This is a genomic window from Microbacterium sp. NPDC090003 (assembly GCF_044748385.1).
GTDB lineage: Bacteria > Actinomycetota > Actinomycetes > Actinomycetales > Microbacteriaceae > Microbacterium.
In genome coordinates, this window is the sequence record NZ_JBIVFW010000001.1 from 1,409,681 (window position 1) to 1,433,554 (window position 23,874).

Here is a 23,874-nt window from a genome sequence, read left to right on the forward strand (position 1 = left end):
AGAACGGGTGGGTCAGTCGAGCGCGATGACGTGGCCACCGAGCCCCGACGCGAAGGTGGCGAGCCCGATTTCCAGCGCCGCGCCGGCGTAGGCCGCGCCCCCGGAGAAGGGAGCAGGATCTTCGGCGAACACGGCGCGCTCCTCGGCCCCGGGCCAGGTGACGGCGATGACGTTGCCGGTCGGCTCGGCGAGCTGCGTGCCGAGCAAGAGGAACGACACGTCCAGGTTGGCGGCGGAAGCCCGGTCGAGCGCACCGACGGCTGCGGGCCCGATGCCGACGACCACGTCGGCATGTTCGGCGAGCGCAGCCGTCACGGCCGCGACGGGGTCGGCCTCCGCGTGCACCTGCACGGCGGCCCCGTGTCGGATTGCGGCGTCCTGCACGGCGGCGAGCGCGGCGCGCTCCTCCTCCCCCGCGTCCGACGGCGCGACCACCGAGAGCGCAGCGCCGTCCGGCACCGCCGCCGTGATCGCGGACCGGTCCAGAGTCGAGCCGGGAACGAGCTCGGCGTTCGAGACCGATGCGGTCGGCGTCGGCGTCGGTCGTTCCGACTCCTCGACGACGGGCGCGCACCCGACGAGCGCGATCGCGAGCACCAGACCAGCGGCGGGCAGTGTCCACTTCATGGGTTCCTCAGAAGTACGGGGATGCCCCGAGCCCGACGGCCCGGGGCATCCGTGATCGTCAACCGCGGTTCGCGACCAGGCGACGGCGGGCGACGAGCACGCCACCCACGATGAGCAGCAGCAGAGCGAGGCCGCCGATCGCGAGGGGCAGTTCCGCGCCAGTCGTGGCGAGGGCGTCGGAACCGGCCGCGCCGGAAGCCGCGGCAGCGATCGTGAACGAGGTCTCCACGGTCGAACCGTCCGCGAGCGTCACCACGATCGTGTGCGCGCCGGTCTCGAACGCGGCCGGGATCGTCCAGCTCGCGGCCAGCGTGCCGTCGGCCGCGATCGTGAACGAACCCAGATCGACCGGGTCGGAGTGCACGACGACCGACACGCTGTCGTCGGGGGTGAACCCGGCGCCCGTGATCGTGATCTTGCCACCCTGGACGGCCTCTCCCGAGACCGTGACGCGAGGCTTCGCGGGAGCGGTGACCGGCGCCTCGACGACGGTCACCGTGCGGTCGGCGGTCGCGATGTTGCCCGCGGCATCCGTCGCTGTGTAGACGAGGTCGTACGAGCCGAGCACGTCGGTGTCGACGGCGCCCTCGACCTCGAGCGACGCCGTGACGTCACCGTCCCGCTCGTCGGTGGCGGTGACTCCGGCGAGGGCGTCGAACTCCTCGCCCTGCACGACCTCGGACTTCGCCGGGAAGGCGATCTCCGGGGCGGTGACGTCATCGCGCACGAGCGTGACCTCGTCGACGACGCTGTTCACCGGCGATGCCGTGCCGTTGGCCTGGCTGCGCAGGGTCGTGACGGTGATGGAGTCGTCGGTGACCTCGATGTGCGAGTAGTTGCGCACCTTCTCCTGGTTGATGACCGAGGCGTACCAGGCATCCGGAGCCTTGACGTCGTAGTACTTCGATCCGCTGGCGGAGTTCGCGGTGACGTAAAGCACCTCGCCCTCGGCGGCCGAGACCACGGACTGACCGGGCACCTCGGTCGCATCGGCGAGCTCGCCGTCCTTGATGAGGTGCGTGCGCGTGTAGCTGTGGTCGTGACCCTGCAGCACGAGGTCGAAGCCGAGGTCCGAGATCGCGGTCGGCAGGGCGTTGCGCAAACGCTCGATCTGGGTGTCGTACACGTGCGAGGCGACCGAGTAGATCGAGTGGTGGAAGGCGAGAACCTTCCACTTCGCGTCGGCGCCGTGCTCGGCGACGACCTTCTCCATGAAGTCGATGTGGCTCTGGTCGTCGTTGCTGTTCGTGTTCAGGACGACGTAGAGCACGTCCTTGTAGATGAACCAGTAGTCGCCGCCCGACGAGGTGCCGCTGCTCGCGGAGCCCGCGGTCTCATCGAGGTTGGGCACCGTGTAGTGCTGCGCGTACGCCTTCGAGCCCACGTCGTGGTTGCCGTTGACCGGCACGGTGGGGATGCTCGAGAGCTGCTCGGGCGCGAGGTAGTAGCCGTACTCCGTCTCGCTGGAGGCGGTATTGACCTGGTCGCCGGCCGAGAACAGCAGCTCACTGTCGGGGTAGGTCTGCTCGGCGATGTCGAGCGTATCGGCCCACCCCTGTCCGTCGCGCTCCGCGTTGCCGGAGGCACCAATCTGCGGGTCGCCGAAGAAGAGGAAGCCGTAGTCGCCCGAGAACGCGGCGGTCGAGAACGACCGTACGTCCGACCAGCCGCCGGCCTCGGAGCCCACACGGTACAGGTACGTGGTGTTCTCGGCGAGGCCCTGCAGCGCGGCGCGGCGGTTGTACTCGTTGCTGCTCGTGAGGCCACCGGAGGCGGCGATGGTGGTGACGCCGGATGCCGGGAACGACGAGGTGTCGGTGCCGACGGCGTACTGCAGCTCCTGCGCCGTGTCGACGTTGGTGTACCAGGTCACGTTGCGGGCCGACTCGTCGGCGCCGATCGTGAGGACCACGTCGTCGTACGATGCCACGGGTTCGACGCCCGCGATCATCGGGGCGAGGCTCTGGAAGTCGAAGTAGACGTCGGAGCTGGTGATGCGGTCCTGATAGAGCGCGACCGCGATCGTGTTCTCACCGGCGACGAGGTCGTCGGCATCGATCGTGAAGGTCGAGGTGACGGGGTCGCCCCCGCTGTTGCCCGCATACATGAGATTGCGCTGCGCCTCGGGGGCCGCTTCGACCTTCTCGTCGACGAACCCGGCGACCTTCTCGCCATTGACGAAGACCTGCACGGCGTCATCGTAGGTGAGCGTGGCGGAGAGGCCGTCGATCGCCTCCAACTGCTCGGCGTCGATGTCGACCGCGGCACGGAAGTGGAAGGTGGGGACGTCGTCGGTCGTGCCCGCGATGTACTGGTTCAGCAGGGTGTTGACGGGGAAGCCCGAGCCGATGCCGGTCGGCTGACCGTTCTTCGCGCCGAACGCGCCCGTGGCGGTCTTCCACGTGGAGTCGTCGAAGGCGGCCTGTGTCCAGACCAGGCGATCAGCGGCGCCGGCCGCGGGGTCGGTGTTGTCGTCGGAGTACGACCACGTGGTCGCGGCCGTGCTCAGGAACGTCTCGGGCAGCTCTGCCGCGGTGGCGGCGGAGCCTCCGAGCGCGACGACGGCACCGGAGGCCATCGTCGCGGCGAGGATCGCGGCGCAGACGCGCCGGCGAGTGGGGGACGAAACAGACATGCGGAAGGGCACTCCTTGACGAGTCTCGAGAGGGGGGATTCGCCCACGCTAGAGACGCCACCGTCCGTCTTGCTTTACCGCCGGCATCCGTTCGGTGAACAGCGCACGGACGGAAGGTTTCCGAGTGCGCCGAATCCCCGGAGCCCGTGCCGAGAAGAAAGCCGAGTCAGGGGGCCGAGTGCGATGACGCGCGTCGGTCGGCCTTCGCCGGCCACCGGAAGTGTTCGACGAATCGCGCGATCGTCCGGGAGCGCGTCGCGAGGAGGAACAGGCCGTAGCCGATGACCCCGCCCAGGACGTTCGTCATCCAGTCATTGATGTCTGCGAGATGCCCGCTCGAGGCGAGGCGTGCAACGGCCATCTGCGTCAGTTCGATTGCCAGGCTCGCTCCGGCCACGATCGCCACCACCTTCCACCAGCTCGGTCGCGAGACGAGCAGGGGGATGAGGATGCCGAGGGGCACGAACACCGCGATGTTGATGAGAGCGTCCTCGAGCCCGTAGTCGGCGAAGGGCACGAGGTAGAGCGGCAGCGGGCGCGGCCCGTCGTAGAACCCGGTGCCGATGCGCAGGAAGATCGGGAAGATCGTGTTGGCGACCACTCCGCCCGCGTAGATCGCGAGCACCGCGGCGACGCTCGCCCGCGCAAGCGTCACCCGCCCGCGGGATCGGAGCACCTGGATCAGCACGAGGAAGATCACGATGCCGAGGGGGATCACGATCGGGAGCATGGGGACTTCGACGAACTTCATTCACTGCTTCCGATGGTGACAGGGGCGGTGCGGTGGCACCCGATCGATCGTACTGTCCGATCTCACGAGAGTTGTCAGTTGGTGAGACATCAAAGCGCGGGAAACACGCGGAACTCGTGAAAGGCAACAGGGCAAGGTTGTCTCACGAAAGTTGTCAGTAGCTGAACACCCTCGCCGAGATCAGGCGTTGTTCTGCCCGCCGCGACTGCCGTGCCTCGCTTCTACACCCCCGTTGCGGCTGCCGCCCCGGAATCCGTCGACCCTCGGTTACTCCAAATATGCTCCAGGTACGCATCGAGGGAGCTGTCATCAGCATCATCGCCCGCCAGAAGCAGCCGTGTTGGCGAGAAAAGGTCGTGGAGTGCTGTTCCGAATGGAGGCGAGAGTTCTTTCGCGCGTTGCACGACCTCGTCAGCCGCGAGTGCCGTGATCAGTTCTGCCGCCGACCGACGTGCTGTATGAGGGGCTTCGCTCGGGTCTACCCCTGTCTGCAGCCCGACGAGGAGCTCGCGCCCGGCCTCCAGGTCTGCCCACGGAAGTTGATGCGTGAAACCGCCGAGTGCCTTGTTCAAGGGGCCCACCCGACGAAGTCCAGCCGCCCTCAGCCAATCCCGTGGGGTCGAATGCGCCAGCAACTTAGCTGCCCTAGTCGGATTCAGTCTCCATGCCCTCGCCCGAGCAATGTGTTCCAGCGCGACGCGGAACATCCCCATCGAGCGATCATCGTCTTCGAGCCAGAGCCACCAACCGGATCGCAACGCTGAGGCCGCGAGCGTCAGCGAGGCCTTGGCCGGATCTCTTTGTTCCCAGATTCCGATTAGCGATAGAGCTTCACTTACGTGAATCCAGCTCGTCGCTCGGAATCTGAGCATTCTCGGATTCGAACGGCGACCAAGTGCCCGACGTTCGCGATCCAATGCTGCTTGCCCTGAAAGGGCGCTCCTCCAGCGACACCATGACATGGCGATCGACAGGAGCTCGTCGTCTCGATAGAGCCTTCCGGCAGGTCGCCCACCGCGGAGCACCGCACGCCAACGGTTCGCGTCAGAACTGAGAGACGCAAGGACTGGTGGCGATAGGCCCTCATCCGGCGTTAGGGGAGCGAAGTGCATCAGTGGCGGCACGACGTAGTTGTCAGCCGGCGGTTTCTCGATGATCTCGTGGGCAGGGCCCGCCTCTTCCTTCGAGTCTCGTTCAGAAAAATCCTCCATCCCCTCGAGGAGTAGGCCCTCAATACGAAGGTCCTCCTGCTCGCGCGCAAGACCGATCGCGGACATTCGAATAGAGCGCAAGACAACTCTCAGCGCGTCTGCGACTAGGCGAACCGCTCCGTACGCGTCTTCCCCTCCGGACGAGTCGAGGCAATTCGCATCCCATACCGCGGCGATCTCGTATGCTCGTCCGTGCACCAGCTCGCTCAGTTCTCCCCATATTGCCGCCGGACAGAGTTCTCGGCCGTCTGCAACGACCAGATGCCGATGTGGGGCCGCAGGGTGGACGGCTTCGGCGCTATCCAGTTCGTCGTCGGCGTCAAAGAGGAACACCTCCTCGGTAACGTCACCAAGTCGTTCGTAACCACTCAGCGCTGTCCAGGCGGCGGCGATGAAATCTGAGTCGCTGTTATCTTGCGACCTGTTGTGACCGGCGACTACAGCCTTCGCAGAAGCCCACGCCTCAATCTGACTCCGGGCGATGCCCGCGGCACCAACAAACTGACCGCAAAGCGCAAGGCGACAGGCCGCAACGACTGAATCAACTCCCCACATCAGCTGATCGACCGGAGCCCGCCCAGTGGCGCTTGGTGGCCTCGCGGATGACGCTCCGAGACCCACCAACGCCACTTGAAGATGGAAAACAGGGACGGACGCAGACAAGATCTCATGTTGAACAAAATTCGGCAGGCTTGGGATCGCAAGCATGCGTCGGTTGTGTCGCGCGACTAGGGCGCGACCCACGCGAGCCGGATCGATGCTTGCCGCCTCAACGTACCCTTCGACCGTCGGGGGGACACGGTCCCCTTCCTCGTTGTCGCGGAAAGCCTGACGCATGCGCACGGTGTTTGATCGCGCCCGGACACGCTCGCGCTGCCTCTGCTGACGCCTCGGCGAGCTTCCCATGCCGCAATAATAGGAGGCCATGCAGTGATCACCTGCACTAAGTCAACGGATTTGAATCGTGCGCAGCAGGCGTTCGATGAGTTCGCCTTCCATCAGCGCTTGAGCGATTCTTCGTCTACGTTGAGCAGCTCAGTCCCACGTCCTTCGGGCGGACCTGGCCGCGCGACTCACCGTTGTCGGCTCGACCGGTATCGTTTTTTCGCCGCCGGCGGAAGCAGCGATTGCAGAGCTGACGCGGGCCGCAGCCGGTGAAGCGACGCTGCCGCAGAAGGATTCAGCGTCCTGGTCTCCCCTTCGTAGTAAAGAGCGATCAAGTCGCGGCTCACCTCGTCGTAGGCGAACGCAGCCACCCGCGGGATGTTCAGCTGGTGACCCTTGGCCTTCATGTAATTCCGGATGTGCGTCTCCCAGGCCGCTAGGGAGATTGTGGGGGGCTTGACCGCCCACACCAGCACCCAGCCTTCTTCGACGTTAACACTTCCGGTGATCGGAACGGTCAGGCTACGTCCGCGACCTTCCGGGTCAGGGTTATCGAGCAGGTCCTTCGAATGCCGGGCGAACTTCTCTTGTGCCGCCTCGTTTCCGGACAACAGCGTCGCCCCGACACTTAGCCATCCGAAGCTCTCGCGGCGGTGCAGTTCGTCGATGAGGTCAACGATGCTCGTCGTAGGCATCGACGGCTTGGGTGCACGGGGGCTGGCATCGCGGGTGAGGTGCCACTGGTCGAGCGCGCCCGTCCGGCTCGTGATAAATCCTGGCGCCTGCTTCTGAAAGCGACGCATCGCACCCGCGGAGGGATCCGGCATGAATGGAAACGCGTCCTTCACCAAGGCCGGATCAGGTTCCACCCACAAGCCAGCTTCGTAGAAGTATAGAAACAGGTCTAGCTCGTCAGGCGCCATGAACATCATCGTCGTCATCGGGTCACGCCGGCGCCGCAGATAGAGGAGGAACTCTGCTGGCCGATCGACCAGCTCCGCGATCAGCTCGAGATCATGCAGGGAAACCGTCCAAGGAACGTTATCCAGATCGATGAGCCCGGCCTCGAGAAGATCCGCAGTTGCAGTAAACACGGTCGGGATATCGTCAAGGCTTACAGCGATCGTATGAATCTCGCGGATGTGGGTGAGATCCACCCACCCCTCGCCCTCAATACGTAGCCCGCCATCATCGATAATCCCTGACCGCACCCGCCCTGCCTGTTCGGCCGCGTTTGTGATGATCCGGCGCAAGTCACCGAGCTGCCGCGCGGACTTCCCTCCCCGGGACAAAGCACTGAACGCAACCGCCTTATCCTCAATGACAAGAGCCACGTCGTCAACGAGAACCAGATGATCGCACTCCACCCGCTTGGTATATGCGGCAACGGAACCCGTCGCCTTCTCCGTCTCTGTCGCAGGGACGAAGAAGTCGAACCCGTTCCGGTAGGTAGCCGTAGGAAGAATTTCCTTCATCGCTCGCAGCACCCGCTCCTCCAGGACCTCTCCGCGGTGCCTCGCATACGCGTCCCACGCGTCCTTGCGCGTTTTCAAGTACTCCTCGAGCCGCTCCCTCAACGCCGGTCCAGTGTGTCCGTCGTGCAGCAGCATCACCCGGCCCGCATCGTTTGAAAGCAACGGGTGACGCCGCCACGGGTTGTCCCCCTGAACGAACCGCTCCGCGGCCTCCAGCGGAGTCATCCCCGACGCATCAATCGTGAAGAAACCGACCACCCGTTCGACACGCTCCGCATCGAGAGCTGTCTCCGCGACGAGCTCGTCGATCCCGACCGTGCTGTTCTCCGCGGACGGTTCGAACATCAACGCCAGCACATCCACGGCTCCCTTAGCCATCGATGTCACGTCGTCGCCGCGCGCACCCGCGGGCTCCGACAACGACCGGGCGAATTGCTGCCCCCGCTTGTTCAGGTTGCTGGATTGGATTGAGTGGCAAGCGTTCAAGACTCTCAATGCTTCCGCGGCACTGAACCCTAACCCGCTCTCCAGCGCACCGCGGACATCCGGATTACCATCGAGCAGCTCGACCGCTGTCGCTTGCAGCACGTCCGCGTAGGACGAGTTTCGCATCGCCACCTCCGCCCCCTGCACACTGAGCGACAACCATCCCAGTGGGGCATGCGGGTCAGAGACGACCAGCGTTCGCAACCAGCCCAGGTTCGTGATTTCCTCCAGAAGAGGCCAAGCATCCTGCACCGCCCCGCTCATCGTGTTCGGCTCGGTGGACTGAACGTCTGCTTCATCTGTTTGGCGACCGGCAATTGCCAATAGGAGGAGCAGCTCCAACTGCCATGCGCCGCCGTCGGGGTTTGCGACGGCTTCCCCTGACTGCGCCAAGGGGAAGTATGCGAGCCGACCGACTTCCGCCAACCTGACCGGTGTAAACGGGGAAACCCTCTCCGCAAGCTCAAGCGCACGCTCAGCAAATCTGGTCTCCACCGCGGCCGCGAAATCATCTTCAGCCGCAAGTTCAGCAAACAGCGCCTGCACTGCGGCCGAGGACTGCATCACAAAATCTACATATGGATCCGTCGGCGTCGTGGCGCCCTTGTCAGGTGAACGTCGCCGTTTCTTCGCGCGCGCCTTCAAACGCTTGGATTTTGATGCCATGCCTCATCGAACCACACCGTTCCGACATCCAGCCGGACACTCAGGTCCGCGTACCAATGCAGTAACTACTGCGGACGACGCCCGGCTCAATCGACGCGATCGCGCCTTCGGCGCTGGCGTTCGCCGGCTCGAGACCGCTCCGCCGACCTCGGCTCCAACACGATTTAGCTGCGAGGGATGCTGGCGAACTCCGAAATCATCGGTTCAACGACGGCTTGGAAGTCGGAGCCGGCAATCGTGGACTTGAACAGCGCCGGCCTCCTCATCGCCCGCTCCGCGATGAGGAGTACTTCTGGCTCGTAGTAGATCCAGTCTCGTTCTTCCACGAATGCATTTGAGCCGTAGTGGTGTCGCTGCACCAGTGGGACGAGCTCCGCCTTGTGCGCCTCGACGAAGGTCTCAATTGCTTCGCCAAGCGTGTCGAGCTCGCCTTCGCCGTACGAGCTGAGCACGAGTTCAAGTAGCCCTTCGGGGCGGGACGTCCGAGTGTGGTCGTCGAACAGTTGCTCGGCCAGCTTGAGCAGACTTTCATACAGACGAGCTACCCCGTACTCCGGCATGGAGGCTTGCCGATCGATCACGGCTTCCACCTCCTCGTCGAACAACTCAGTGAGGACTATGAGGCGATTGAGCTTACGCTGAAGCTCCGACGTCAGCTCCACAACGCCCTTGTACTGGAGTCTGTGGTCAACGACATACCAAGCGTCGCTTGCGGCTGTACGGACCTGCACCTCAATCGGGATGGCCACACCTTGCGAATCGACGATGTCCCCAGCGGCCATGTCAAACTGCTTTGCCTGATACTTCAGTTCCCGCGGAGTACCAGGCTTCTCGTCAAGGTCAGGGTTCCACTGGCTCTGTGACAATAGCCACTCAGTGAACTTTTCCACGCCTCTGGTAGTTGGGAAGACTGCTTTCAAGGCGACAAGGTCCCCGAACTGTTCCCACGTTCGTGTGCTGCCCGTCTTGCGATACGCCTTCCCCAGGAAGCTGCGGTACGTCTTCACCCGACCGGACACGATTGCAGCACTGTCGATCTTGCGGGCCGCGCGCGCCAGGCGAGTCTCCCAACTGACCAATGCTGCTTCGAGTGCTTGCTTCTCTTGGAAGTAGCGTTCCGTGAGCGACGTGATGGTCATGTCATCATGCCTTCGGCGCCGTACCCAAGCCGTACTTCTTGAGAGATCCTCGGATGCGAATGGTGGTACTTCCGGAATGTTCGGACAGGATTTCGAGGTCTCCTCTGTCCAAAGCTGTCGCGCTTGCTGAAACGACCACTCCAGGTGCGTACATGCGCAAGCCTGCGCCATGCCCCGGCACCAGGCTGAGGTCCTTGTTGATGACGGATGCGGACACGTCGTCCGGAAGCGAGTCCACGAAGCTGTCACGGTCCTCAGCCTCAAGGAAGCGCTCGGCGAAGTCCGAAGCTTGGAAGGTCGGCTCGGGCGAAGCCATGTAGGCCAAGAGCGCGGTGGCGTAGCGCGATTGACGTCCCTCGTCATCGACGACGTTGTTGACCCAGGTCATTGTGGATTGCATGAACTGTTTGGTCTGCACTTCGGAACTATCGGCCAGGTGGCACCCAAGAAAAGATGACATGAAGAAATCGGCGAACGCCACGCCGTTCTGCTGATCGACCATTTGTCCAACCACGCTCCCGCCCACCACGCTCAGGAGAGCAATTTTGTAGATGCGCGAGTTATTGCCGACGATCAACTCGTTGAGATGTTCTAGATCGAATCGGCCTGTGGCCTGATCGCCAACCCGCCGGAGGCGCATGCCTTCTGCATGCTCGGCCTTTAGGAGCACCACCGCTGGAGCGCCTGCGTTGGTCACGAGTGCGACGATAAGGATCCCCGAGGGGCTGTTGCCCGTCTGCGCCCGGTGAAGGTTGCGGGCGATCTCCTGCGACGCCGAGACGAAGCGCTCGGAATCTGCCAGTAGCTCCTTCACGAGGCCAGGCGTCGTCGAGCCGGCCTGCGTGTCTTCCAAAACTTCACGTGGACTTTTCAGCGCAAAATCGAGCATGTTGTCTTCGATGAAGCGTCTGGTCTGAGCCGCGAGCGCGGTTTCAGCGCCGGACAGCCCGACTTGCGACTCTCCATCGGCCGAGTACCGACCCTTCGGAATTTCATGAACGATGGCGCGCGCGATCTGGACCAATTATTACTCCCCGATGTATTGGTCAATAATTCTTGGAAAGTATCACAAGAGGGCGCCGCAAAGAGGTATCTAGAGCCTGAAGCTCAGCCTCCAGCCGTGCAGAGAGAGGAGACCTGGCGTATTCGCGCTGCGCGCGAGCTCCGCGTTCAAGTCCGGGATCCCTACGGATCGTCGCGCTCGGACGTCGATGTTCGATCCGTGCTTCAGGCCGTAGCCAAGCCTTAGAACGGCATTCGCCAAGTCGTTCCGCTGCCTCCCTGATCGTTCCGGTGAACCCGGATAGCACCTGCGCTGAGCCGTCGACCGACCACCTCGGCTCCCGGAATCGCATCAAGAAGGGAATGTTCGCGTCGCGTATCAGGGAGTCTTCCGAGTACACGACGTAACGCCACCCGAAGTCAGCGCACAGTACGGCTGTGCGGTCAAACACTGCCCGTGCCGAGGCATCAATCCGCCGCAGTGGACGCACATCGACGACCATCCTCGGCCCCTCGGCGAATCGTACGAAGAAGTCCGGGGCATGACTGCCGGGATCGTCGCCGAGCCAGCGAATCCACATCGGCTGGCTGGTGACGGAGGCTACGTCCTCGCGACGATCCAGTTCGATCAAGAACGACCGTTCAGCAAGTGACTCGAACCCGACGTGCGTCTGCACGCCCTGCATGTAGAGAAGACCAGAGTAGTGCTGCTTGCCCGGCCAGGTCGGGAAGTCGCGCACCGGTTCGCAGTCTTCGAACGGCACGCTCCCGACATCGGCAGCGTCTACCTCGACTCGTACACCATCGAGCTGATACTCGATCCGACGAGGAGCGATCACCCGCGCCCCAGCGGGCGCCGGCCACACAAAATTCAAGAACATCATCCAAGCCCATCGACGAACAACAGTTGTGTTCGTCCGGCGGCCTAAGACGACGTGAAGCCGAACGCGCCCCTCGCTGACGATGACTCATCGAGGTGAATTGGGAGATGTGCCTGCTTCGCGATCAAGCTACGCGGTCGCTCCTCGCAGGGGTGGGCGACACGCCGCGGAGTAGTGACAGATGCGTGAGAAAAGTGACACCTCCGAAGAGCGTTAGTGACAGGTACGTGAGAAAGTGACACCTCTGGCGAGAAGGGACACTGGGATTCCCGAACGAGATTCCGTGATCAAACCGTTGCATTCGTTATCTCGTCGTTATACAGTGATCACACGGTGAATGTTTGCTGTGGCACTCACCGAATGTGATTGCAGGACACTCTTGGTGCAAGGGACAAGGGCCGGTCGGGAGCCTCTCCGATCGGCCCTTACTGCTGCCCGTCGGGCCGGTATCCTGTAGGGATGACCGATCGCAAGCTCGCCCTCGCCGCCTGGGAGAGCCTGTTCCGCGCTCAGCACGAGGTCTTCCACGACATGCTCGCCGACTTCGAGGGCACCGACATCAGTCAGGCCGAGTACGACGTCATGCTGACGGTCACCCGCTCCCCCGACATGACCGCGCGGCTGCGCGACATCACCGCGAACATGCTGATCAGTCAGCCGAGCGTCTCTCGCCTCGTCGACCGCATGGTCACGAACGGCCTGGTCACCAAGTGCGCCGACCCCGACGACGGCCGCGGGTCGCTCATCACCGCGACGGATGCCGGTGCGCGCGCGTTCCGCGCGGTCGCCACCGTGCACGGTCGATCCATCGCCGAACGCATGTCGGCCCTCGACGACGACGAACTGCGCACGCTCCGCGAACTCTCCGACAAGCTGCGCCGCTCCTGACGCGGGGAGTTCTCCCCTCGGCATCCGTTCCTGTGATCTGGCAGGGTGGGAGCTGAGCCCCGCACGCCGCGGGGCCGCAGACTTCCCCTTCGGGGGATCAGGGAGGTCACCCATGGAGCTCGCCGGAATCGTCGGCATCCTCGTCATCGTCGGCATCGCGGTCGTCGCGGTCGTCGTCGTCCTGCTCATCCTGCTGCTGTTCGCGCGCAGCTGGATCAAGGTCGCCCGTGCCGACGAGGCATTGGTCATCTCGGGACGCAAGCAGAAGGTGCAACGCGCCGTCGTCGGCGCCGACGGCACCAGCCGGCCCGAGATGTCGGAGTCGCCCGTCACGGTCATCGTGAACGGCAAGTCGCTCGTCAACCCGATCACGCAGCGCCACGAGATCATCTCGCTGCGCTCGCGCCAGGTCTCGCTGAACGCCGAAGCGCAGTCGCTCGACAGCGTCACGCTCAACGTCGACGGCGTCGCGATCGTCAAGATCGGCTCCGACCCCATCCTCGTGCGTCGCGCCGCCGAGCGTTTCGCCTCGCAGGACAAGGCGATCGAGCAGTTCACCACCGAGCAGCTCGAGGGTGCGCTGCGTGGCATCGTCGCGACGCTCTCTGTCGTCGAGCTCATGCGCGAGCGCAAGAAGTTCTCCGACCAGATCGCCGCCGACGTCTCGCAGGAGCTCGCCGAGCAGGGCCTGATCCTCGACTCGTTCCAGATCAAGGGCATCACCGACAAGGTCGGCTACATCCAGTCGCTGGGTGCTCCCGAGATCCAGGCGAAGCGCCAGTCGGCCGAGATCTCGCAGACGAACGCCGACCGTGCGATCAACCAGAAGTTCATCGCCAACCAGGAAGCCAACCTGGTCGAGCAGACCGCCCTCGACACCAATACCGCCAACGCGAACGCCGGCATCGGCCGTGCGCGCGCCGAAGCGGAGCAGGCCGAGAACCTCGCCCGCGAGCAGGCCCAGCAGGCCGTTCTGCAGCAGCAGGCCGAGAACAAGCAGGCCCAGCTCGACGCCGACGTCAAGCGCGTCGCCGACGCGCAGCGATACGAGGCCGAGACCCGCGCCCAGGCCGAGCTCTACACGCGTGAGCGTGCCGCCGAGGCCGCCGCGATCGAGCAGGTCAAGCAGGCCGAGGCCCGCACCCGCATCGCCGAGCAGCAGGCGCAGGCCGACAAGGCCCGCGCCGACGGTGAGGCCGCAGCCGCGGTCGCCAGTGCGAACGGTGAGGCCGAGGCGCTGCGCTCGAAGGCGGAGGCCGAGGCCGAGGCCCGTCGCCTGCGCGCCATCGCCGAAGCCGACGCGATCCGCGCCGAGGGTGAAGCCCGGGCCGCGGCCGTCGAGGCCGAGGCGAAGGCCATCGCCTCCAACCAGGACGCCTTCCTCTCGCAGCGCGTGCTCGACGTACTGCCGTCGATCATGGCCGAGTTCGCGAAGGGCTACTCCGCCATCGGCAACGTGTCGATCATCGGCGGCTCGGGCGAGGACGGCGCCTCGCACGTCGTCGGCGCCGACAGCGCGAAGGCACTGCGCTCGGTGTTCGACAGCGTGCAGTCGGCGACCGGTCTCGACCTCGCCGGCATCATCCAGGGCCAGGCGGTCGGCCGCGGTTTCGGTGCCGGTGTGGCCGAAGCATCCGCCGCCGCTCCCGCTCCCGCCGCGCCGACGCAGCGGGTGCCGAACCCGACGACTCCCCCGCCGCCCGCCGACGACGCGGAGTAGTCACAGCAGGACCCAGCGGATGCCGCGGCCGATTCGGTCGCGGCATCCGTCGTTCCCCCCGGCCCAGATACCGGTCTCGCCGGGTAGCCGTACCCAACTCAGGAGAACCGCTGCCACTTCTCCCGTTTCGACCCCGATCCAGCCCGATCTCGACCGTTCTTCCTGAGTTGGGTACACCGCTGCCGCAGCGCGTCGACGAAGCCACCGCGCTCGCGGGGCAGACTGGAAGCATGACCCCCGCCGCGTTCGACCTCACCACGATCGGCGCCGGGCTCTCGTTCGCCTCCGCCGTCGATGACCTGCAGGCGGCACTCGACGCGAGCACGTCCGTGGTCGTGAGCGCCCCTCCTGGCACGGGCAAGACCACGCTCGTACCCCCGCTGCTCGCCACACGCTCCACGGGCCGCGTCATCGTCACCCAGCCGCGCCGCGTCGCCGCCCGGGCCGCCGCCCGACGCCTCGCCCAGCTCGACGGGTCGCCGGTCGGCACGCGCGTCGGCTTCACCGTCCGCGGCGAGCGCTCGGTCACGCGCGATACCCGGATCGAATTCGTCACGGCGGGTGTGCTGCTGCGGCGTCTGCTCGACGACCCGGGGCTCGCGGGGGTGGATGCCGTGATCATCGACGAGGTGCACGAGCGCGCGCTCGAGACCGACCTGCTGATCGGCCTGCTCTCGGAGGTGCGTGAACTGCGCGACGACCTCGTGCTCATCGCGATGTCGGCGACTCTCGACGCCGGTCGAATCGCCACCGTGATCGGCACGGACGACCTCCCCGCGCCGATCGTCGATCATGAGGTCCCCGCCTTCCCGCTCACCGAGCGCTGGGCCCCGAGCCCCGCGCCTCGCCTCGACGAACGCGGAGTGACGTGGGCGTTCCTCGATCACGTCGCGCGCACCGCGGCATCCGCTGCTCTCGATCTGCACCGCGACGACCCTGCGGCCGATGCACTGGTCTTCGCGCCGGGCGCGCGCGAGGTGTCGGAGGTCGCCCGCCGCATCCGTGATGCGACCGACGTGTTCGATGTGCGAGAGCTGCACGGCCGGATGCCTGCCGCCGAGCAGGATGCCGTGATCCGCGGCCGCCGCCCCGATGAACGCCCCCGCATCATCGTGACGACCTCGCTCGCGGAGTCCTCCCTGACCGTGCCGGGGGTGCGGCTCGTGGTGGACACCTGCCTGGCACGGACCCCGCAACGCGACGCCGGGCGCGGGATGACGGGACTCGTGACCACCGTCGCCTCCCGGTCATCGAGCGTGCAGCGCGCCGGTCGCGCGACCCGCCAGGGGGCGGGCACCGTGGTGCGCTGCGTCGACGAACGCACCTACGCCACGGCGCCCGCGCGCCCGTCGCCCGAGATCGCCTCGACCGACCTCGCCGACGCGGCTCTGCTGCTCGCCTGTTGGGGCGCACCGGAGGGCGAAGGTCTGCGGCTGATCGACCCGTTCCCCGCCGAGAGTCTGTCCGACGCCCTCTCGGTGCTACGTGGCTTGGGCGCGATCGACGATCAGGGCCGCGCGACGCCGGAGGGCCGCGCCCTGGCGCGCATCCCGACCGATCCGCGCCTCGCCCGCGCTCTGCGCGACGGAAGCCCGGTGGTGGGTTCGCGCCTCGCCGCCGAGGTCGTGGCGCTCCTGGGCGGCGACGTGCGCACGGCCGACTCCGACGTCGCGCAAGCCCTCATCACCCTGCGCGGCGGGCGAACCCCGGAGGCGCGTCGGTGGCGCAGCGATGCGGATCGCCTCGAGCGCATGACCACGTCCGCGCCCGCCGTGCGCTCCGATCTCGACGGCGTCGGCCTGGTGATCGCCTTAGCGTTCCCCGAGCGGATCGCCCGCCGCGTCGACCGCACGGCGAACGGGGCGACGTTCCTGCTGGCCTCGGGTACCCGCGCCGGCGTGAGCGGATCCCTCGCGGCGGTCGAGTGGTTGGCGATCGCCGACGTCACGCGTGCGTCCGGGCGCGCGGCAGCCGGTTCGGGGGCGGTCGTACGTTCGGCGGCGATCCTCAGCGAAGATCAGATGGAGTGGGCGGCGAGCCATCTGCTCACCGATCGCGTCGAGGCGGAGTTCGTCGGCGGCCGCATCCAGGCGCGTCGCGAGCGGCGGGTGGGCGCGATCCTGCGTTCCTCGGCACCGGTGCGCGCATCGGTCGACGAGGGCAGGGATGCCGTGCGCCGCACGCTCCAGCGCGAGGGGCTGAGCATGTTCACCTGGTCGGCATCCGCCGTCGAACTGCGGAGCCGGCTGGCGCTGCTGCACCGCGAACTGGGCCCACCGTGGCCGGACGTCTCGGATGCCGGACTCCTCGCCGCGCTCGATTCCTGGATCGCACCCGAGCTCGACTCTCTGGCCGGCGGCACCCCCGCAGCGAGGCTCGACCTCACCTCCGCGCTCCGGCGGCTGCTCCCGTGGCCCGAGGCGGTGCGTTTCGGTGAGCTCGCACCCGAGCGGCTCGAGGTGCCGAGCGGATCCCGCGTCCGCATCGTGTACCCGGCGCCCGATGACGAGGACGCCCGGCCGGTCGTCGCCGTGAAGCTGCAGGAGTGCTTCGGCTGGGCAGAGACTCCCCGGCTCGCCGACGGGCGCGTGCCGGTGCTCTTCCACCTGCTCTCCCCCGCCGGGCGTCCGCTCGCCGTCACCGACGACCTCACCTCGTTCTGGTCGGGGCCCTACGCCCAGGTGCGCGCCGAGATGCGCGGCCGTTATCCGAAGCATCCGTGGCCCGAGGACCCCTGGGCGGCCGCCCCGACCCGGCACACCAAGAACCGCGCCGCGCGCTGAGATTTCCACGCTTCGGAGGCCAAGGGAAGACCCTCAGCACTCGATGACGTTGACCGCGAGGCCGCCCTCGCTGGTCTCCTTGTACTTGGTCGACATGTCGAGTCCGGTCTGACGCATGGTCTCAACGACCGCGTCGAGCGAGACGTAGTGGCTGCCGTCGCCGCGCAGGGCCAGTCGGGCCGCGGTGACGGCGGTCGAGGCGGCGATCGCGTTGCGCTCGATGCAGGGGATCTGCACGAGGCCCCCGATCGGGTCGCACGTGAGTCCGAGGTGGTGCTCCATGGCGATCTCGGCGGCGTTCTCGATCTGACGGTTGGTGCCGCCCATCACGGCGGTGAGTCCGCCGGCCGCCATCGCACAGGCTGATCCGACCTCGGCCTGGCACCCGCCCTCGGCGCCCGAGATCGACGCGTTGGCCTTGAAGAGAGACCCGAGCGCCGTGGCGGTCAGCAGGAAGCGACGGATGCCGCGGCGGCGGTTCGCCTCCGCGGTCTGCTCCTCGTCGAGCGTGTCGGAGGCGGCGAGCGCCCGAGCATCCGATTCGAATCCCAGCAGTGCGCTGCCCACCAGCTCCCCGTACGGGGTGACGGCGTTGCCCGCCCCGAGACCGGAATCGGCGAGAAACCGCCACCAGTACATGGCGACCGCGGGCAGGATGCCGGCGGCGCCGTTCGTCGGGGCCGTGACCACGCGCCCGCCCGCGGCGTTCTCCTCGTTCACCGCGAGCGCGAAGGCGCCGAGCCATTCGCCCGGGAGTTCGCGGTGCCCGTCGGCCTCCGAGGCATCGAGCTGCCCGCGGATGACCCCGGCGCGCCGCTTCACTTTCAGGATGCCGGGCAGCACACCATCGGCATGCAGACCGGCGTCGACACATCCGGCCATCGCATCCCAGATCGCGTCGAGCCCCGCGGCGACCTCTTCTTCGCTGCGCATCGAGGTCTCATTGAGTCGCGCGACCTCGGCGATCGAGAGCGCGTGCTCGTCGCAGAGCGCGAGCAGCGACGCGGCATCCGCGTAGGAATAGGGGAAGGCGCCGGTCGACACCGCCACCTCTGCGCCCTCACGACGAATGAATCCGCCGCCGACGGAGTAGTAGGTCTCTTCCGCCACCGCCTCACCGTCGCTCGCCCACGCCGTGAGCGTCATGGCGTTCGGATGCCCGGGCAGGCGCGTGCGCGGGGCGAACACGATGTCGTCCTTCGCGAACGCCACCCCGTGCGTGCCGGCGACGATGAGGGGCTCGCCCGCGGGATAGTCGCTCCAGGCCGAGCGCACGGCGGCGGGGTCGCAGGTCTCGGGTGAGAGTCCGCGGAGGCCGGCGACGACGGCATCCGGGGTTCCGTGGCCGATGCCGGTCGCTCCGAGTGAGCCGAAAAGCGTGCACCCGACGCGCGAGGCACGGTCGAGCGAGCCCGTCGTGACGAGCCGCTGCGCGAAGTCGAGAGCCGCCCGCATCGGTCCGACCGTGTGGGAGCTCGAGGGCCCCACTCCGATGGAGAAGAGGTCGAAGGCCGAGACGTACGCTGTCACCCCTCCAGGCTACGCCGGTTCGTCGACGTCGGTTCACCTGCGTTAACCCGTCCGCTCGTCAAGCCCCTTCGAGCCGGGCACCGAAGACGGCATCCTGATCGACAACGCCGAATCCGATGACGCCGAAAGGGACGATCATGACGAACAGCACCCCCGAACCCACCGACGACCTCTCCGCCGAAGCGCAGGCGCCGACGCCGACGCCGGCGTCGGATGCCGAGGGCGAGGTCACCACGCCGGACGCGGCCGAATCGCCCGAAGACGCCGACCCGAGCGAGGTGCCGAGCACCGATCAGCTCGAAGAGCCGAGCACCGAGAAGGATCCCGGCGAAGAGCCCAAGGCCCCGAAGCGCGACGAGCCCGAACCCGACCATGAGGCGGTCGGCATCGGGGTCGTCGACACCGAGGACTGAGGTTCTCCGGCGGGGACCCTTCGACAAGCTCAGGGACCCACAGAGACTGGGCCGCTGAGCCTGTCGAAGCGCCCTGGTCACGGACCGAAACTGGGTCGCTGAGCCTGTCGAAGCGCCCCGCCCCGCAGAAGCCCCGCCCTACTCGACGAGCTTCCCGGCCGTGTCGACCTCGCGCATCAGCTCGGCGATCTCCTCGGGAATCTCGGGGATCGCCTCACGCGTCACGCCGTCGCGGGGCGACCAGACGAGGTTCACCTGCAGGGTCGGGTCGGTATCGGGGAAGTCGCTGCGGTTGTGGCACCCGCGGGTCTCCCGGCGCTCGAGCGCGGCTTCCATCGTGGCGCGGGCGGCGAGCGCCGACGCCTTGAGGTCGAAGGCGTGGGCGAGGTCCTGGAACCCGGCGATATCGGGGTGGATGCCGATGTCCTCCATACGCCCCTCGATGAGGTCGAGTTCGGCGAGGCCCTGGCGCAGGCCCTCTTCCGAGCGCACGACGCCGGCGTGCTCGGTCATGGTGTTGCGGATCGCGCGCTGCAGGGCGCGCACGTTCTCCCGTCCGTCGGCGGAGAGCAGGTCGTCGATCTCGGCTCGTGCGTGGGCGACGGCATCCGCCGACCGCTTCTGGGCGTCGAGACCGGCCGCGTGCTCCATCGCGGCCTGGCCGACGATGCGTCCGTAGACGAGCAGTTCGATGAGCGAGTTGCCGCCGAGACGGTTGGCGCCGTGGAGTCCGCTGGAGGCCTCGCCGATCGCGTACAGCCCGTCGACGTCGGTCTGGTGGTCTTCCGGCCGCACCCACACGCCGCCCATCGAGTAGTGCGCGGTGGGCGCGATCTCGATCGGGTCGGTGGTGATGTCGAGCATCTGCAGCTCCATCATCGTCTGATAGACGCGGGGCAGGCGGGTCATGATCGTCTCGCGCGGCAGGTGCGAGACGTCGAGCCAGACGCCGCCGTTCTCGGTGCCGCGCCCCTCTTTGATCTCGGTGTACGCGGCGAGCGCGACGCGGTCGCGGGTCGACAGCTCCATGCGCTCGGGGTCGTACTTCGACATGAAGCGCTCGCCGAGAGCGTTGCGCAGGATTCCGCCTTCTCCGCGAGCCGCCTCGGAGATGAGGGTACCGGCGGCGTTCTCGGGCTCGATGATGCCGGACGGGTGGAACTGCACGAGCTCGGGGTCGCGCAGGCGGGCGCCGGCGTCGACCGCGAGGCGGAAGGAGTCGCCCGTGTTTTCGTCGCGGCGCGAGGAGGTGCGGCGCCAGATGCGGTTGTGGCCACCGGCGGCGAGGATGACGGCATCCGCGTGGATCAGGTAGCGCGTGCCGTCGGCCTGGTCGAAGCCGTAGGCGCCGAAGACGACGTTGTCGCGCACGAGCAGGCGGGTGATGTAGACGTTGTCGAGGATGGGCACCTCGAGCTGCTCGGCCTTGCGCACGAGCGTGCGCTGGATCTCGAGGCCGGTGTAGTCGCCCGAGAAGGCGGTGCGGCGGAAGGTGTGCGCACCGAAGAAGCGCTGCGAGATGCGTCCGTCGTCTTCTCGGGCGAAGTCCATACCCCAGCGTTCGAGGTCGCGGATGCCGCGTTCGGCGCCCTGCGTGACGATCTCGACCGTGTGGGGGTTGGCGAGCAGGTAGCTCTCCTTGATGGTGTCGGCGGCGTGCTGCTGCCAGGTGTCGTCGGAGTCCATGGTGCCGAGGGCGGCATTGATGCCGCCGGCGGCGAGCGAGGTGTGGGCGTCCTGCCTCGGGCGTTTGCCGACGGCGAGCACGTCGATGCCGCGTTCGGCGACCTCGATCGCCGCGCGCAACCCGGATCCGCCGGTGCCGATGACGAGGATCGTGGTAGAGATCTGACGTTCGCGAGTACTCATGCCATCGACGCTAGTTAGGTCATCCTAATAACTCCAATGCATAGTTTCTCTTCGAACCATGTAGGTACGCTATGAGCATGAACCTCGAGCAACTCCGCGGGTTCGTCGAGGTCGCCCGCCTCGGCCACTTCACCCGAGCGTCGGAGCACCTGCATCTCGCACAGCCGTCGCTGAGCCGTCAGATCTCGACGCTCGAACGCGAGCTCGGCGCCGAACTCTTCCACCGCGCCCGCGGCCACATCGCCCTGACCACCGCCGGCGAGACGCTGCTCCCCCGCGCGCAGCGCATGCTCGCCGAGGCCGAGGCCATTAAGGAGGAAATGGGCGAGCTCGCCGGCATCCGTCGCGGTCGTGTGCGCCTCGGTGCGCCGCCCACCCTCTGCATGAGCCTCGTCGCCGAGGCGCTCGCGGCGTTCCACGTCGCCCACCCCGGCGTCGAGCTGCAGCTCGCCGAGGCCGGATCGCGCGCGCTCGTCGAGCAGGTCGCCGTCGGCGCGGTCGACATGGCGCTCATCACCGAATCGGCCGGGCCGCCGCCCGCGGGCGTCAGCCTGACGCGGATGCCGCTGCTCGCCGAAGAGCTCGTCGTCGTGTCGTCGGCGGCGCAGCCGCCCGTGTCGACGGCATCCGCCATCGGGCTCGACGAACTCGCGACCCTGCCGCTCATCGTGTTCGACGAGACCTACGAACTGCGCGCGACGACGGATGCCGCGTTCCGCAGCGAGGGCCTCGAACCCGTGCCCGTGCTCGCCGGCGCCGAGATGGACGCCGTGCTGCGCTTCGTCGAGCGGGGCCTCGGCGTCGCGGTGGTTCCCGCCATGGTGCTGCTCGACCGGCCCGAGCTGCGCTCGATGCGGCTGTCGCACCCCATGATGACCCGCACCGTGAGTCTCGCCCACCGGTCGGACGTCACTCCGGCGATCGCGGTGTCGGCGATGCGCACGGTGATCGTCGCGACCGCGGTCGAGGTCGCGCGAAGGGACCCGGCGATCACGAGCCTGGTGGAGGGGTGAGCGACATGCGCGCGCTCCCTGTCGTAGGGCACGAGCTCATCCACCTCGACCTCGGAACGTTCATGTGGGTCGCGATCACTCAGTTCGCCGCACCCGCGGCTGACGATCGGACAACCCTCGCCGCGTTGATCGCCAGCCCCAAGTTCGCCGACGACTACATCACGCCTCCGGAACTGACGCCGGACTCCATCAGCCAGTTCTCGGTGCACGGAAGATGGTGGTTGACGGCCATCACGGTCGACGGTTTTCTTCCCGTCTCACAGGACACGGCCATCGAACGCATCCGCACGTGGGCCGACGATCAGGAATGGAGCGTTCCTGATTACCGCCAACCGCCGGAGGTCTTCGAGCGGCTCGAGAAGGCGTTCGACGTGCTTCGATCCGGCGTCGTTTACGCGCTGTCGAACCCTGATGACGAGCACGAGCACGAGTATGGGATGGTTCTGGGCCGCGGCGGCTACCTTGAGTTCGTCGTGATCGATCGCGAACGCGACATCGTCAGCGTCATCGTGGCGGCCGACGACTGACCCTTACGACGATGGGGCTCTCCGCTCACCCCTGACGCCGCTTCGCGATCACGCGCGCTCGTCGAGAGACGACGCCGTGTGGATGTCGACGCCCAGAGCCTCGACGTCGGCGGCGAGCTCCTCGGGCACCACGAAGTCGTCGGGCGAGTCGGATCCGGATGACCACCATATGCGTGCCTCGCAGTCCGTGGGGAGATCCGCGACCTTGCCGGTGGCCGCGCGGCAGCAATCCAGCAACCATCGCAGGGCGGCGGTGCCGGTGCGGTCGCCCGGGGCGTCGGGCAGCCGGCCGGAGTCGACGCTCCACACGTGGAACTCCTGCGTCTGCCCAGAGCGCAGGACGGAGCCCTGAGGAACGACGTTGGTCGGCGCGACTCCGAGCGTCTGCGTGATCGCCTCGGGCGACGTCTCCGTGGAAAGCACGACGAGTGACGCGAGCGCCGACCGGGTCATGCGCGGCATCCGGAATCGTCGCCCGTCGCGGAGCGACTGTGGTGGAGGTTCTTCGGCTCGGCCATGTGGCTTCCTTCTCATCGTCGGGGCGCTCGGGTGCGCCCGTCACAGAGGAGACGCCACAATCGGTCGAACATCACGCGAGTTTGAGAGATATATCGCTGGGGCATTGCCCGAGTTGGCGGTCGAGCGGTCTCTGGTCTCTCCCGTCTGCGTGGGGTCGGACCCTTCGCTAGCCTCAAGAACCGACGAACTTGACGCCGAGGCGCCTCCTCACCGCCGCGCACCCCAGGAACTCAGCCCACCGCCAGGTAGGGCGATGACCATGGATCCGTCCTCCCAGCGCGCTGCCCAGGCCTCGAAGCGCGAATCTGACGGGACTGTTAAAGCCAACCCGCCGAGGAAACCGATCGAGAGCGATCCCGACTCCTCGTCAGCGGTCGCTGCGTCGATCACCTTCCCACGGAGAGTCAACTCGAACTGTCGATCGGCGCCGAGGTTCTCGGGATCAATCGTTGTCGACGTAACGGGTGACTCCGTGAGATCGAATGGGCATTCGATGCGGACGACGGCTCCCCCAGACAGGACAAGGGTCACGTCGTGTTCTGTGCGTACGTCATCGATTCGACGTGCGCGAAGATCGATCTCCAAAACCGCCACCCTTCTCGCACTCAGCCTTTCGGATCTTGGTCATCGTTCTTGAAGCTCTTCCAGAATCTGTACAACCCGTTGCCCAGTGCCGCGATGCCGAGTGCTCCTGTGAGGACGACCTCGAACGGTTGGTCGCCTTTCTTCATCGAAGGAACTCCGTCTCGAACGTCCAACCACACCGACAGCGCCAACAACGCGATGCCCGCGACGAAGAGAAGGAAGTTCAGCCATCGATACGTGTGGCGTCTGCCTGCGCTCACTCACACTCC

Annotated in this window: 19 protein-coding genes; 7 read left to right on the top strand and 12 right to left on the bottom strand. The window is 66.6% G+C overall.

Annotated features, from left to right (window positions below; translation table 11 throughout):
• Positions 1-12: 12 nt before the first annotated feature.
• The 3 genes from ACIPVN_RS06845 to ACIPVN_RS06855 all read right to left on the bottom strand — a co-directional run bounded on the left by ACIPVN_RS06845 (position 13) and on the right by ACIPVN_RS06855 (position 4,013).
• Positions 13-627 (bottom strand): hypothetical protein, encoded by a 615-nt coding sequence (locus tag ACIPVN_RS06845; protein WP_400441205.1) that lies wholly within the window; start codon positions 625-627, stop codon positions 13-15.
• 58 nt (positions 628-685) lie between these two features.
• Positions 686-3,262: a fibronectin type III domain-containing protein gene (locus ACIPVN_RS06850; protein WP_400441208.1), complete on the bottom strand. Its 2,577-nt coding sequence runs from the start codon at positions 3,260-3,262 to the stop codon at positions 686-688.
• 166 nt (positions 3,263-3,428) lie between these two features.
• Positions 3,429-4,013, bottom strand: coding sequence for a VanZ family protein (locus ACIPVN_RS06855; protein ID WP_400441211.1), 585 nt, complete (start codon positions 4,011-4,013; stop codon positions 3,429-3,431).
• Positions 4,014-5,416: 1,403 nt separating this feature from the next.
• Between ACIPVN_RS06855 and ACIPVN_RS06860 the strand changes: the two genes are divergently transcribed.
• Complete coding sequence (locus tag ACIPVN_RS06860; protein ID WP_400441214.1) at positions 5,417-5,626, top strand: hypothetical protein; 210 nt, start codon at positions 5,417-5,419, stop codon at positions 5,624-5,626.
• A 671-nt stretch (positions 5,627-6,297) separates the two neighbouring features.
• On the opposite strand, the gene ACIPVN_RS06865 is transcribed toward ACIPVN_RS06860, so the two are convergent.
• The 4 genes from ACIPVN_RS06865 to ACIPVN_RS06880 all read right to left on the bottom strand — a co-directional run bounded on the left by ACIPVN_RS06865 (position 6,298) and on the right by ACIPVN_RS06880 (position 11,761).
• Positions 6,298-8,736, bottom strand: a complete 2,439-nt coding sequence (locus tag ACIPVN_RS06865) for a hypothetical protein (protein WP_400441217.1) — start codon at positions 8,734-8,736, stop codon at positions 6,298-6,300.
• Positions 8,737-8,900: 164 nt separating this feature from the next.
• Positions 8,901-9,875 carry a RelA/SpoT domain-containing protein gene (locus tag ACIPVN_RS06870; RefSeq protein ID WP_400441220.1) on the bottom strand — a complete coding sequence of 325 codons (975 nt, stop codon included), beginning with the start codon at positions 9,873-9,875 and terminating at the stop codon, positions 8,901-8,903.
• Between the two features lie 4 nt (positions 9,876-9,879).
• Positions 9,880-10,899: a nucleoid-associated protein gene (locus tag ACIPVN_RS06875; RefSeq protein ID WP_400441223.1), complete on the bottom strand. Its 1,020-nt coding sequence runs from the start codon at positions 10,897-10,899 to the stop codon at positions 9,880-9,882.
• A gap of 22 nt (positions 10,900-10,921) precedes the next feature.
• Complete coding sequence (locus ACIPVN_RS06880) at positions 10,922-11,761, bottom strand: TnsA-like heteromeric transposase endonuclease subunit (protein ID WP_400441226.1); 840 nt, start codon at positions 11,759-11,761, stop codon at positions 10,922-10,924.
• A 456-nt stretch (positions 11,762-12,217) separates the two neighbouring features.
• On the opposite strand from ACIPVN_RS06880, the gene ACIPVN_RS06885 reads away from it, so the two are divergent.
• The 3 genes from ACIPVN_RS06885 to hrpB all read left to right on the top strand — a co-directional run bounded on the left by ACIPVN_RS06885 (position 12,218) and on the right by hrpB (position 17,149).
• Positions 12,218-12,646 (top strand): MarR family winged helix-turn-helix transcriptional regulator, encoded by a 429-nt coding sequence (locus ACIPVN_RS06885; RefSeq protein WP_400441229.1) that lies wholly within the window; start codon positions 12,218-12,220, stop codon positions 12,644-12,646.
• 112 nt (positions 12,647-12,758) lie between these two features.
• The gene (locus ACIPVN_RS06890) at positions 12,759-14,366 is read left to right on the top strand and encodes an SPFH domain-containing protein (protein WP_400441232.1); all 1,608 of its coding nucleotides are present in this window, start codon (positions 12,759-12,761) and stop codon (positions 14,364-14,366) included.
• Between the two features lie 230 nt (positions 14,367-14,596).
• Positions 14,597-17,149: an ATP-dependent helicase HrpB gene (gene hrpB, locus ACIPVN_RS06895; protein WP_400441235.1), complete on the top strand. Its 2,553-nt coding sequence runs from the start codon at positions 14,597-14,599 to the stop codon at positions 17,147-17,149.
• Positions 17,150-17,182: 33 nt separating this feature from the next.
• Here the strand turns inward: hrpB and ACIPVN_RS06900 are convergent, their stop codons facing one another.
• The gene (locus ACIPVN_RS06900; protein ID WP_400441238.1) at positions 17,183-18,679 is read right to left on the bottom strand and encodes an L-serine ammonia-lyase, iron-sulfur-dependent, subunit alpha; all 1,497 of its coding nucleotides are present in this window, start codon (positions 18,677-18,679) and stop codon (positions 17,183-17,185) included.
• Between the two features lie 137 nt (positions 18,680-18,816).
• Between ACIPVN_RS06900 and ACIPVN_RS06905 the strand changes: the two genes are divergently transcribed.
• The gene (locus ACIPVN_RS06905; protein WP_400441241.1) at positions 18,817-19,092 is read left to right on the top strand and encodes a hypothetical protein; all 276 of its coding nucleotides are present in this window, start codon (positions 18,817-18,819) and stop codon (positions 19,090-19,092) included.
• Positions 19,093-19,230: 138 nt separating this feature from the next.
• On the opposite strand, the gene ACIPVN_RS06910 is transcribed toward ACIPVN_RS06905, so the two are convergent.
• On the bottom strand, positions 19,231-20,961 hold the full coding sequence (locus ACIPVN_RS06910) for an L-aspartate oxidase (RefSeq protein ID WP_400441243.1): 1,731 nt from the start codon (positions 20,959-20,961) through the stop codon (positions 19,231-19,233).
• 71 nt (positions 20,962-21,032) lie between these two features.
• On the opposite strand from ACIPVN_RS06910, the gene ACIPVN_RS06915 reads away from it, so the two are divergent.
• Both ACIPVN_RS06915 and ACIPVN_RS06920 read left to right on the top strand, forming a co-directional pair.
• A complete protein-coding gene (locus ACIPVN_RS06915) occupies positions 21,033-21,974 on the top strand; it encodes a LysR family transcriptional regulator (RefSeq protein WP_400441246.1) in 942 nt (313 codons plus the stop codon).
• A gap of 62 nt (positions 21,975-22,036) precedes the next feature.
• Complete coding sequence (locus tag ACIPVN_RS06920) at positions 22,037-22,501, top strand: hypothetical protein (RefSeq protein ID WP_400441249.1); 465 nt, start codon at positions 22,037-22,039, stop codon at positions 22,499-22,501.
• 48 nt (positions 22,502-22,549) lie between these two features.
• On the opposite strand, the gene ACIPVN_RS06925 is transcribed toward ACIPVN_RS06920, so the two are convergent.
• The 3 genes from ACIPVN_RS06925 to ACIPVN_RS06935 form a co-directional block, all read right to left on the bottom strand.
• Complete coding sequence (locus ACIPVN_RS06925) at positions 22,550-22,963, bottom strand: DUF4279 domain-containing protein (protein WP_400441252.1); 414 nt, start codon at positions 22,961-22,963, stop codon at positions 22,550-22,552.
• A 264-nt stretch (positions 22,964-23,227) separates the two neighbouring features.
• Positions 23,228-23,614: a DUF6188 family protein gene (locus ACIPVN_RS06930; protein ID WP_400441255.1), complete on the bottom strand. Its 387-nt coding sequence runs from the start codon at positions 23,612-23,614 to the stop codon at positions 23,228-23,230.
• A gap of 11 nt (positions 23,615-23,625) precedes the next feature.
• On the bottom strand, positions 23,626-23,865 hold the full coding sequence (locus ACIPVN_RS06935) for a hypothetical protein (protein ID WP_400441258.1): 240 nt from the start codon (positions 23,863-23,865) through the stop codon (positions 23,626-23,628).
• Between the last annotated feature and the right edge of the window lie 9 nt (positions 23,866-23,874).